This is a genomic window from Pedobacter ginsengisoli (assembly GCF_002736205.1).
Lineage (GTDB): Bacteria > Bacteroidota > Bacteroidia > Sphingobacteriales > Sphingobacteriaceae > Pedobacter > Pedobacter ginsengisoli_A.
Genome location: NZ_CP024091.1, coordinates 2,542,336 through 2,553,815, shown reverse-complemented (window position 1 = coordinate 2,553,815; position 11,480 = coordinate 2,542,336). Strand labels below are relative to the sequence as shown.

The following is an 11,480-nucleotide window of genomic DNA, read 5'->3' as shown; positions in this document are numbered from 1 at the left end:
AAATTAATTGCAAAATATTGCAATTTGTTGTATTTTTGTTGCAACTTATTACAGAATAAAAGTATGAAAAAAACAATAGCAATTGATATGGATGGTGTACTTGCTGATATAGAGACCCATTTCATAAACTGGTATGAAAGAGATTATGGAGTTAAAGTTAATCGGGAGGATATGTTAGGTGTTCTTGAATCTGAAGGATTTCCTGATAAAACAGCAGTAAAAAGGTTTGTTTACACTCCTGGATTTTTCAGAACAATACCAGTGATGCCCGGAGCAATTGAAGCTGTAAAAGAACTGATGGAAAACTATGAAGTATATATTGTTTCAGCAGCAATGGAATTCCCTCAATGTTTGTCTGAAAAGCAGGAATGGCTACAGGAATATTTTCCATCTATTAGCTGGAAGAATATAGTTTTTTGTGGTGATAAAAGTATTATTAACACCGATTATATGATAGATGATCATTGCAAGAATCTTGATTTCTTTAAAGGCAAGCCTATTATGTTTACTGCTGCACATAATGTTTATAAAACACATCACCAAAGAGTTGATAACTGGAATGATGTAATGGATTTATTCCGTAAGGAAGAAGTTGCAGCATAATAAGCCTGTCGCAAACGTTTTCGATAATAAATGCAGTTTAACATGCATTTAATCTTGGAAACAACATATATATTTAGTTTTTATACCATTCTTTATTCCAAAATAAATATTGGTGTAAAGCAACTAAATATAATATGAGTAAAGGCAGTAAAATACATAGAATGACCCAAACCATGCGCTGGTTTGGTACTAAAGATCCGGTAAGCTTATCAGACATCAGACAAGCTGGCTGCACGGGAGTTGTTAGTGCACTTCATCATATTCCAAATGGTGAAATCTGGACAATTGAAGAGATCTTAAAACATAAAAATATAATTGAACAAGCAGGTCTTGAATGGGACGTGGTAGAAAGCGTGCCAGTTCATGAAGCTATAAAAACTCAGGCAGCAGGCTTTGAAAATTATATATCAAATTATAAAGTTTCCTTACAGAATCTGGCAGCATGTGGCATATCTGTTGTTACCTACAATTTTATGCCAGTGTTGGATTGGACAAGAACCAATCTTGCCTTTGAACTTGAAAACGGGGCTAAGGCATTAAAATTTGAAAGGGCTGCTCTTGTTGCATTTGATGTGTACATGTTGAACAGGCCAAATGCCTCTGATGACTATACTTATCAGGAACTTGAAAATGGCAGAATTCGTTTTGAGCAAATGTCTGATGATGAACGGTTGGTGCTACAAAGAAATATTATTGCAGGTTTGCCTGGAAGTGAAGAGAGTTTTACTTTGAGTCAGTTTCAGGATGCCTTAGATAAGTATAAAGGAATTGACGAAGACGGACTTTCTCAAAACCTTATTCATTTCCTTTCAGAAATTGTTCCGGTTGCCGATGCTGCCGGGATAAAATTGGCTATACATCCTGATGATCCACCTTATCCTATTTTTGGCTTACCAAGGGTGGTAAGTACAGCTATGCAGGTTCAAAAACTGTTTACAGCTGTTCCATCTTTAAATAACGGACTTTGTTTTTGTACAGGTTCATTTGGGGTGAGGGATGATAATAATCTACCTGAAATGGTGAATACATTTGGTGAAAGAATTCATTTTATCCATTTAAGAAGTACAAAAAGGAATGAAGCAGGTGACTTTTATGAGGATAATCATTTAGAAGGCGATGTAGATATGTATAATGTTGTAAAACAAATCCTTTTAATACAACAGAAAAGACAGATTAGTATACCTATGCGACCTGATCATGGCCATCAGATGCTTGATGACCTTAATAAAAAAACTAATCCAGGTTATTCAGCTATCGGCAGATTAAAAGGTCTTGCAGAATTGAGAGGATTAGAGTATGGAATAATAAACCAGTTTTAGATAAATAACATGATAGAAGGAGCAGTAATACCCGAAGATTTTTTGTTGAACAGTAAAAAAGCGAAAATACTTTTTAATGATTATGCCAAAAACCTTCCTATAATTGATTATCATAATCACCTGCCACCGCAGGAAATAGCAGAGAATAAGAAATTCGCTAATCTGACTGAGATTTGGCTGAAAGGTGACCATTATAAATGGAGAGGGATGCGTGCATTGGGTGTTAGTGAAGAACTCATTACAGGAAATGCTGAAGATCAGGATAAATTTATGGCCTGGGCAAGGGTAGTTCCTGCAACTGTTAGAAATCCACTATTTCATTGGACGCATATGGAACTTAAAAATCCATTTGGTATAAATTCTTTTCTAAATGCTGATTCTGGTAAAAGAATTTATGAGGATTGTAATGCATTGCTTAAAAAGGATGAATTTTCTACACAAGGCTTGTTAAATCATTTTAAAGTTAAGATGGTTGGTACTACTGATGATCCTTGTGATGACCTTAAATATCATAAACAATTAAGTGAGAGTAACTTTTCTGTAAAAGTTAAACCTTCATTCCGGCCAGATAAAGCTTTGCTAATTGATAAGGCAACTCAATTTAAGGATTATGTGAAACAGCTTTCTGTTGTTTCAGGAGTAGTTATAGCTGATATTGATGGGTTGCTGGCAGCATTAAGGCAACGAGTTGATTATTTTGCTGAACACAATTGCAGTGTTTCGGATCATGGGTTAGCCATGTTACCTGCTGCATATACCCTAACTGATGTTGAGAAAAAGGAGTTTGTTGTTTTTTTAAAAACAGATGGTGCGATGTTTTCTAATCCTGATGCTTTTGCTGGTTATGTTTTAACGGAATTGAGTAAATTATATCATGAAAGAGACTGGGTGCAGCAGTTTCATCTGGGCGCAATTAGAAATAACAATCTCGGTATGTTTAATAAAATAGGTGCTGATACTGGATATGACTCTATCGGCGACTTTAGACATGCAGAAAGATTATCTGGGTTTTTGGGTAATCTGAGTGTAACTGATCAGCTTGCTAAAACCATTATTTATAACCTTAACCCTGCGGATAATGAGGTTTTTGCTGCTATGACCGGTAATTTTGCCGATGGCAGAATGAAAGGTAAAATGCAATTCGGTTCGGGGTGGTGGTTCCTGGATCAGAAAGATGGAATGGAAAAACAACTGAATGCGTTATCTAATATGGGCATGGTAAGCAATTTTGTGGGTATGCTTACTGACTCACGTAGCTTTCTTTCTTATTCGCGACACGAATATTTCAGAAGGATATTATGTAACCTTTTTGGAGCGGAAATGGAGAATGGAATGTTACCTGATGACGAGAAATGGATTGGTAAGATTATTAGCGATATTTGCTACAATAATGCCGAAGAATACTTTAAATTAGGCTAGGGGATATGATATCCTTAGCCTAATAAAAATACAGTCATACTTTTAGGCCCATGCGCTCCAAGTACTAAAGATTGTTCAATATCTGCAGTTTTTGACGGGCCTGCAATAAAAGATCCGAATCCATAATCAGCATCACCTATTTTGCTATAAGCGTCGTGCATAGTAGCAACAATGTCGGCTTTGTTTACTACAACTGCTAGCTGCTGACAAATAAAGGGAACAACCCTTTGTTGCATCAAATCTTCAGTAATCCACAATGCTGCATTTTCTGCAACTCCAAAATGAGCTTTAATCACGGCTAAATCAACATTTTCATAGCTGTGTGGATCTTTGTTTTCCCATCCTGATTCTGTTACTGAACCAAGTTCGGGTAAAGTAGATATGAGTCTTTTTTTATCTTTAAATTCCTGTTTAATGTATTGTGCAATTTCTTCAAAATTTGCAACTTCAACAATTGCCCCACCTATGGTAGTCAATACCGTTTTAAATTGCATTACACTTTCCATTCCGCCAGGCACAGTAGTAAGGTCCGCCGGTAAAGGCCTGGCATCAGGCTGATTGGTTTTTACTTTGGCCAGTATTTCTTCTCTGCTAGTCATTTTTATTGTTTTGTTTATACCATTCCCCAAATGATTGCTTAGGAGGTTCAGGCATTTCTCTGTGTTTATACCAAAGATTTAATTTGTTATTTACTGTAAAAGGAGCGTGCTTTAACACAAAGCGGCCAGCCTTTCCGGCAATTTTATAAATGGAAGGATTTGAGAGTGTAAAATCCATTGCTTTCATGGCTATTGTCTTCTTAGGATCGGCATAGCCCTCTTTTACAATTACTTGGCGCCATTTATAAAGCTGTTCATGAATGTTAATTTTAACCGGACATACATTGCTACATGATCCACAAAGGGTTGAAGCAAATGGAAGGTCGGCATAGTTCTTCATGTCAATATTCGGTGCTAGTATGGAGCCTATAGGCCCTGCAATAGCCGTGTGATAGCTGTGGCCGCCGCTTCTTCGGTAAACGGGACAAGTATTCATACACGCCGCACATCTTATGCATTTAAGTGAATTGCGGAAATCTTCTCGTCCAAGTTGGGTCGTTCTGCCATTGTCAACCAAAACAATGTGCATGGTTTGTCCAGGTCTTGGCTTTTTAAAATGACTCGAATAGGTGGTAATAGGTTGGCCTGTAGCACTTCTGGTGAGTAACCTAAGGAATACAGACAGATGCTTACGCAAGGGTACTATTTTCTCAATTCCCATGCAGGCAATATGTACATCTGCCAGGTGTGCACCCATGTCAGCATTTCCTTCATTTGTACATACCACAAACTCTCCGGTTTCAGCTACTGCAAAATTAACTCCTGTAATAGCAGCCTTCCTGGTGATAAACTTTTCACGTAAATGATCTCTCGCTGCTGCGGTTAAGAATACCGGATCAGAGGCTCCTTCAGGTGTACCCAGATGTTTATGGAACAAGTCTCCTATTTCTTCCTTTTTTTTATGGATACAGGGAAGCACAATATGGCTTGGTGGTTCTTCTGCCAGCTGCACAATACGTTCTCCAAGGTCAGTATCTATAACTTCAATGCCATTATTATGAAGATAATCGTTTAGATGGCATTCTTCAGTAAGCATTGATTTGCTTTTAACAATGCGGTTTACATCGTTTTCCTTTAAAATGGAATGAACTATTTTATTGTGTTCTTCACCATTAGCTGCCCAATGAACTTTTACACCGTTCTTTTCAGCATTAGCTTCAAACTGCAAAAGATAATCATGCAAGTTTGATAAAACATTGTTTTTTATTTGTGATGCAGTTTCGCGCAAGGTTTCCCATTCCGGAAGGTTGTGGGCCGCTTTATCACGTTTAGCCCTTACAAACCAAAGCGTTTCATCATGCCAGTCTACACGCGCTTCGTCTTTATTAAAGATGTCAGATAATTGGGCGTGATCTTTTGCTCCTGTACTCATTTTATATGCTTGTTTGTAGGGTTAAAATTCCTGTGCGTTTAATATCTCTGCAATGTGTATTACTTTAACATTACTGTTCTCTCTGCGTAATATGCCTTCCATATGCATCAGGCAGGACATGTCTGCCGCGGTAATGTATTCGGCACCGCCATTAATATGATCTGCCACCCTGTCTTTACCCATTTTTGCAGATACAGCTTCTTCTGCAACACAAAAAGTACCTCCAAAACCACAACATTCATCGGGACGTTTCAAATTTATTAACTCCAAACCTTTAACCATATTTAATAGATGCAGTGGTTTAGAGAAAGGAGCTTCTACAAGTTCTGTCATTTGAGCGAGCATTAGTCCACGCTGCCCATGACAGCTTTGGTGCACTCCAACTTTATGAGGAAAGCTAGCAGACAATTTCTCAACCTTAAGTACATCTGTAAGGAATTCAGTTAATTCATAAATTTTCTTTCTGATTCCAAGCGCTTTATCTTCCGCCTTGTCTGCATGAAGATGATCTTTGATATGGAGTACGCAACTTCCGGAAGGTGAAACAACATAGTCAAATTCGGAAAAGTTTTCTATAAATAAATCATTACATCCTTGTGTAAGGTGTTCAAATCCGGAGTTTGCCATAGGTTGCCCGCAACAGGTTTGCTTAGTAGGGTAAACTACGTTAACTCCAAGTTTTTTTAATAAAGTTAAGGTTGCAATGGCAGCGTTAGGGTAGAACTGGTCTATGTAACAGGGAATAAAAAGTCCAACAGTCATGGCTATAAATATCTGATCTTATTTGGTTCTTAAGTTGTGTGTTTAGGCAAATATACGGTGCTGGGCGGTAAATATAATGTTATTAAAAATATAATACGGATTAGTTTGTTATTTAGAACGGAAACGATTTCATATAGTAAAGGTATGCTGATATTTTTTTGTAACAAAAAAGTTTGAATACATTGGTTTAACCTAAATTACATGAATTACTTATGTGTTTTAACAATGATTAAACCGTGCTAAAATAATTTGTTGTAAATTATGAAAACGTTTTCATATAATTGCATTATTGATTAGTTTGGTGTTCGGATTAACTTGATTTAGCAGCCTCATATAATATTAAAAATGGCCAACCAAAAAAAAGTACAGCAAAATACAATTCTCGATATAGCGGAAGCGCTAAAGCTTTCGCCCGCAACAATTTCCCGTGCACTTAACGATCATCCGCACGTAAAGGAGAAAACAAAAAGCGATGTGCTAAAAATGGCTGCTCAGTTGGGGTATAGGCGTAATAACATGGCATCAGGTTTAAGAAGCAACAAAACCCATACAGTGGGGCTTATTGTACCAAGGATTTCGATGTTTTTTCATGCAGAGGTTATTACCACTATTCAAAACGGTTTACAGAAATATGGATACAACCTGATTATATGTCAGTCTAACGACTCTCTGGACATGGAAAAGGAGCTTACAGAAATACTTTTATCGTCAAGAGTGGATGCCTTAATTGCAGCATGCACGCTGGGGACTACAGATTTTAGCCATTTTGATAAGCTTTTGCAAAATGGTATTCCTGTGGTTTTTTATGATCGCGTGCCTTTAACTGAACAGCAGGCAACGATAATTAAGGGAGATGATTTTAGAGGAGGATATATTGCAACTTCGCACCTTATTGAAACTGGCTGCAAACGAATTGCTCATATTTCGGGCCCTTTAACTTCAAATTTATATCAGGATCGATCGGCTGGTTTTTTAAAAGCAATGGAGCAGCATAAACTTCCTGTGCATCAAAACTGGATATTTCATCAGGAATTAACGCATGCCAACGCCAGAGAAGCCATGCGGAAACTATTTGATGCAGATGTTATGCCCGATGGTTTATTTACAGATAATGACACCAGCGCAATAGCAGCCCTTGAATTTGCAAGAGAAAAGGGGATTGTGGTTCCTGCTGAGTTAAAAATTATAGGTTATTCAAATGATCCCCGAACATCAATAATTACTCCTGCAATAACCACAATAGAACAGTTTCCTGATGAAGTAGGTAAAAAGATAGTTGAAACGCTAATGAATTTATTAAAAAATGCTACAAACGTAACTAATGAAACAATAGTGCCAATTACTATACCTGTTCAGCTAATTAGAAGAATGACAACCTAAAAAAAACTATTAAAATAACATTTGATGATGAGAAAACTATTTGTTGCAGTCTGTTTTTTACTGATAAACAATGGAATGCTAAACGCCCAAAATAGGGATGGAAAAATGGGACAGTTGATTGATGAGCAATTTAAATTTGCTGATCAGCAATATAAGGTGCTTGCCAAAAATGTACCTGCAGATGTGATGCCTAAAACCTATTACGAAAAAACAGATAAAGTAGAAACAAGTGATACCAAGTGGTGGTGTAGTGGTTTTTTTCCGGGTACATTGCTTTATATCTATGAGTATACAAAAGATTCAGATATTTTGAAGGAGGCTAAGGCGCGTCTTTCTATTCTGGAAAAAGAAAAGCATTATACAGGTAATCACGATTTAGGTTTTATGATGTATTGCAGTTTTGGTAATGCTTACCGAATCTTGAAAGATCCTTCCTACAAGAAAACAATTGATACAGCAGCCCAATCTTTATCAACACGTTTTCATCCGGAGGCCGGGGTAATCCAGTCGTGGAATTCGAGTAAAAAAATGGCTGGGCCGGTTATTATAGATAATATGATGAATCTGGAGCTGTTGAGCTGGGTAAGTGACCATGGAGGTGATAAAAAATACAAACAGATTGCAATTACTCATGCTAATTCAACTATCAAAAATCATTTCAGACCAGATTTTAGCTCATATCATGTTATTGATTATGATATGAAAACAGGCAAAGTTTTGCAAAAGATAACAGCACAGGGAGCAGCAGACTCATCTGCATGGAGCAGAGGACAAGCCTGGGGCTTGTATGGATATACTATGATGTATCGCTTTACTAAGAACAAGAAGTATTTAAGTCAGGCTAAAAATATAGCTAAATTCATGTTAAACGATCCCAATATGCCTGCAGATATGATTCCTTATTGGGATTATAATGCACCTGGTATACCTAATGCCCTTCGTGATGCTTCTGCGGGTGCCGTTATGGCTTCTGCCTTATTGGAACTTGCGCAGTATTCGGATAAAAAGGAACGTAAACAATATTTAAGTGTTGCAGAAACAGCATTAAGAACGCTTGCTTCTGATACCTACCGTGCAAAACTAGGTGAAAATGGTGGGTTTCTATTGAAGCATAGTGTAGGTTCAATTCCTCATAAATCGGAAGTTGATGTTCCGTTAACCTATGCTGATTACTATTTTTTAGAAGCTTTACACCGTTATAAAACCTGGTACTTATAAAAAACAAGAAAATTTAAAAGACATGCAAACAAATTTCGAAAGCAGATACGCTCTAAGTCCCACTGAAACCAAACAGATGAATACGGTAGATTTGCGCAAAAATTTTCTGATTCCCCATATCTTCGAGGCTGATCATATTAATCTTACCCTATCTCATTACGATCGATATATTTCGGGAGGAGTAATGCCTGTAAATGAAGTTGTACAGCTTTCAAACCCTGACAGTTTAAAAGCTGAGTACTTTTTAGAAAGAAGGGAATTGGGTATTATTAATGTAGGCGGCAAGGGTACTATTATTGCCGATGGAGTTAATTATGATATTGATTTCAAGGAAGCACTTTACCTTGGTAAGGGCACTAAAAATGTAACATTTGCATCGGCTGATAAGGAGAAACCAGCAAAGTTTTATATTAATTCTGCACCGGCTCATCATAAATATCCAAGTAAAAAAGTTTCAAAGGCCGAGGCAGAGATTGTGGAGCTTGGAACTGCTGAAACTGCAAATCATAGGATAATAAATAAGCTATTAGTGAATAGTGTTTTGCCTACATGTCAGCTGCAAATGGGAATGACGGAACTAAAGAGTGGAAGCGTTTGGAATACAATGCCAGCACATACTCATGATCGTCGCATGGAGGTTTATTTCTATTTCGAAGTTCCGCAAGGTCAAAGTGTTTGTCATTTTATGGGTGAACCACAGGAAACGCGACATATTTGGATGCAGAATGAACAGGCTGTAATTTCGCCTAATTGGTCTATACATTCGGGTGCAGGTACAAGTAATTATACATTTATCTGGGGCATGGCAGGAGAAAATCTTGACTACGGAGACATGGATCACTGTGCAATTAATGAGCTTAAATAGTAATAGAATTATGAAAAAAGTATTTGCTTTATTACTGTTGTTACCTGGTGCATCTTTTTTTGCACAGGCACAAACAAATGTGGTAAAATCTACCATTGTTGTAAATAATTCATCTAATGTAGAAAGGGTGGGTGAGGTATTGTCTGTTAACTGGACTTCTATTATTACAAAATATCCAGGTATTGATACATTGAACTTCAAAGTATTGGATGCCGCCACCAAAAAAGAAATTCCTTTTCAGTTGGAGCACAAAGGAGAAGTAGCAATACAGAATTTGCTAATACAGGTTAATGTTAAAGCTAAAGGAAATGTTAGGCTTCTGATTGTGCCGGGTAAGCCTGCTGCCATAGCAAAGAAAACCTATGGACGATATGTGCCTGAACGTTACGATGACTTTGCGTGGGAAAATGATAAAGTGGCTAATCGTATGTACGGAAAAGCTTTGGAGACCAGAAAAGATAATGCTTTTGGGATAGATATTTGGGTTAAAAGAACAAGCAAACTTGTAATTAATGATTGGTACAAAACAGGCGACTACCATAAAGATCATGGTAGTGGAATGGATTATTATAGCGTAGGTTTAACTTTAGGAGCAGGTGATATTGCTCCTTACGTCAACGATTCTGTTTACTATTCAAAGAATTATCATCACTGGAAAGTATTAGACAATGGTCCCCTTCGTACCTCTTTTCAATTAGGATATGACGAGTGGGATGTTGCAGGTAAGCCAGTTAAAGTTTTGAAAACAATATCTTTAGATGCGGGCTCTCACTTTAACCGTATACAAGCTGATTATTCTTATCCGGAAAGTGGAGATCTTCCAGTAGTGATAGGTATCGTGAAACGAGCAGAACCAGGAGTGGTAATGATGGATGAGCAGCAAGGCATAATGGGATATTGGGAACCAGAACATGGAGCAGATGGGACTACCGGGGTAGCGACAATAATTCCTGGTGGGAAGGTAAAGATGGATACTGATAAAGTTCATCTATTGACCCATACCGTAATAAAAAGCAAAGAGCCAATAGTTTATTATAATGGCTCGGCATGGAGCAAGGGCAATGAAATTACTACAGCAAAAGAATGGTTTAAACATCTTGAAAGTTTTAATCAGAAATTAAACTACCCACTAACGGTAAAAGTGCAATAAGATTTATATAATGGCGATACTTGATTTATTTAATTTAAAAGGAAAAACTGCTTTAGTAACAGGATGTAAAAGAGGTATAGGAAAAGCTATGGCAGAAGCACTTGCGGAAGCGGGAGCGGATATTATTGGTGTGTCTGCCAATTTAGAATTATCAGGCAGCGATGTAGAAAATTCTGTAACATTACTTGGTAGAAAATTTTATGCATACCAATGTGATTTTAGTAATCGCAGCTCGCTTAAGCAATTTATTGAACAGGTTAAGAAAGATCATCCGGTAATTGATATCCTTATAAATAATGCCGGAACAATTTTAAGAAAGCCCGTATCAGAACACCCGGATGAGTATTGGGATGAAGTGATAGCTGTAAATCAATCCGCTCCTTTTATTCTTACCAGAGAAATTGGAAAAGAAATGGTTTTGCGGGGATATGGTAAGGTAATTTTTACCGCTTCTCTGCTAACTTTTCAAGGTGGAATTACAGTGCCGGGCTATGCCGCCAGTAAAGGGGCGATTGGGCAGTTAACCAAAGCCTTTGCTAACGAATGGGCAGCTAAAGGAGTAAATGTTAATGCAATTGCACCCGGATACATTTCAACTGATAATACAACTGCATTAAGAGCTGATGAGAATCGCAGTCGCTCTATTATGGAACGTATTCCTGCAGGACGATGGGGCGAACCGGAAGATTTCAAAGGACCGGTTGTTTTTCTGGCTACAGAGGCTTCTTCCTATATGCATGGTACAGTAATGACTGTAGATGGTGGATGGATGGGTAGATAATTTAAATCATTG

11 protein-coding genes are annotated in these 11,480 nt (G+C 37.5%); 8 read left to right on the top strand and 3 right to left on the bottom strand.

The features are described 5' to 3' along the window. The first annotated feature begins 63 nt into the window (after positions 1-63). The 3 genes from CPT03_RS10520 (at position 64) to uxaC (ending at position 3,341) form a co-directional block, all read left to right on the top strand. Positions 64-603: a 5' nucleotidase, NT5C type gene (locus CPT03_RS10520; RefSeq protein WP_099438815.1), complete on the top strand. Its 540-nt coding sequence runs from the start codon at positions 64-66 to the stop codon at positions 601-603. Positions 604-737: 134 nt separating this feature from the next. Further along, positions 738-1,922 (top strand): mannonate dehydratase, encoded by a 1,185-nt coding sequence (gene uxuA, locus CPT03_RS10515; RefSeq protein ID WP_245870023.1) that lies wholly within the window; start codon positions 738-740, stop codon positions 1,920-1,922. 9 nt (positions 1,923-1,931) lie between these two features. After that, positions 1,932-3,341, top strand: a complete 1,410-nt coding sequence (gene uxaC / locus CPT03_RS10510) for a glucuronate isomerase (RefSeq protein ID WP_099438814.1) — start codon at positions 1,932-1,934, stop codon at positions 3,339-3,341. 14 nt (positions 3,342-3,355) lie between these two features. On the opposite strand, the gene CPT03_RS10505 is transcribed toward uxaC, so the two are convergent. The 3 genes from CPT03_RS10505 to CPT03_RS10495 are packed head-to-tail and all read right to left on the bottom strand — an operon-like array spanning position 3,356 to position 6,074. Further along, positions 3,356-3,940, bottom strand: coding sequence for a lactate utilization protein C (locus CPT03_RS10505; RefSeq protein WP_099438813.1), 585 nt, complete (start codon positions 3,938-3,940; stop codon positions 3,356-3,358). After that, on the bottom strand, positions 3,933-5,312 hold the full coding sequence (locus CPT03_RS10500) for a lactate utilization protein B (RefSeq protein WP_099438812.1): 1,380 nt from the start codon (positions 5,310-5,312) through the stop codon (positions 3,933-3,935). Before CPT03_RS10500 ends, CPT03_RS10505 begins: the two co-directional genes overlap by 8 nt. A gap of 21 nt (positions 5,313-5,333) precedes the next feature. Further along, positions 5,334-6,074 carry a (Fe-S)-binding protein gene (locus CPT03_RS10495; protein WP_099438811.1) on the bottom strand — a complete coding sequence of 247 codons (741 nt, stop codon included), beginning with the start codon at positions 6,072-6,074 and terminating at the stop codon, positions 5,334-5,336. Positions 6,075-6,419: 345 nt separating this feature from the next. Here CPT03_RS10495 and CPT03_RS10490 point away from each other — a divergent pair, with 345 nt between their 5' ends. The 5 genes from CPT03_RS10490 to CPT03_RS10470 are packed head-to-tail and all read left to right on the top strand — an operon-like array spanning position 6,420 to position 11,468. Next, positions 6,420-7,454 carry a LacI family DNA-binding transcriptional regulator gene (locus CPT03_RS10490; protein WP_099438810.1) on the top strand — a complete coding sequence of 345 codons (1,035 nt, stop codon included), beginning with the start codon at positions 6,420-6,422 and terminating at the stop codon, positions 7,452-7,454. 24 nt (positions 7,455-7,478) lie between these two features. Continuing rightward, complete coding sequence (locus tag CPT03_RS10485; RefSeq protein WP_099438809.1) at positions 7,479-8,672, top strand: glycoside hydrolase family 88 protein; 1,194 nt, start codon at positions 7,479-7,481, stop codon at positions 8,670-8,672. 22 nt (positions 8,673-8,694) lie between these two features. Further along, positions 8,695-9,537 carry a 5-dehydro-4-deoxy-D-glucuronate isomerase gene (gene kduI / locus CPT03_RS10480; RefSeq protein WP_099438808.1) on the top strand — a complete coding sequence of 281 codons (843 nt, stop codon included), beginning with the start codon at positions 8,695-8,697 and terminating at the stop codon, positions 9,535-9,537. Between the two features lie 10 nt (positions 9,538-9,547). Beyond that, positions 9,548-10,687, top strand: a complete 1,140-nt coding sequence (locus CPT03_RS10475) for a DUF4861 family protein (protein ID WP_099441076.1) — start codon at positions 9,548-9,550, stop codon at positions 10,685-10,687. A 10-nt stretch (positions 10,688-10,697) separates the two neighbouring features. Further along, entirely contained in the window at positions 10,698-11,468 is a 771-nt protein-coding gene (locus CPT03_RS10470; RefSeq protein ID WP_099438807.1) for an SDR family oxidoreductase, read from the top strand. Positions 11,469-11,480 lie beyond the last annotated feature (12 nt).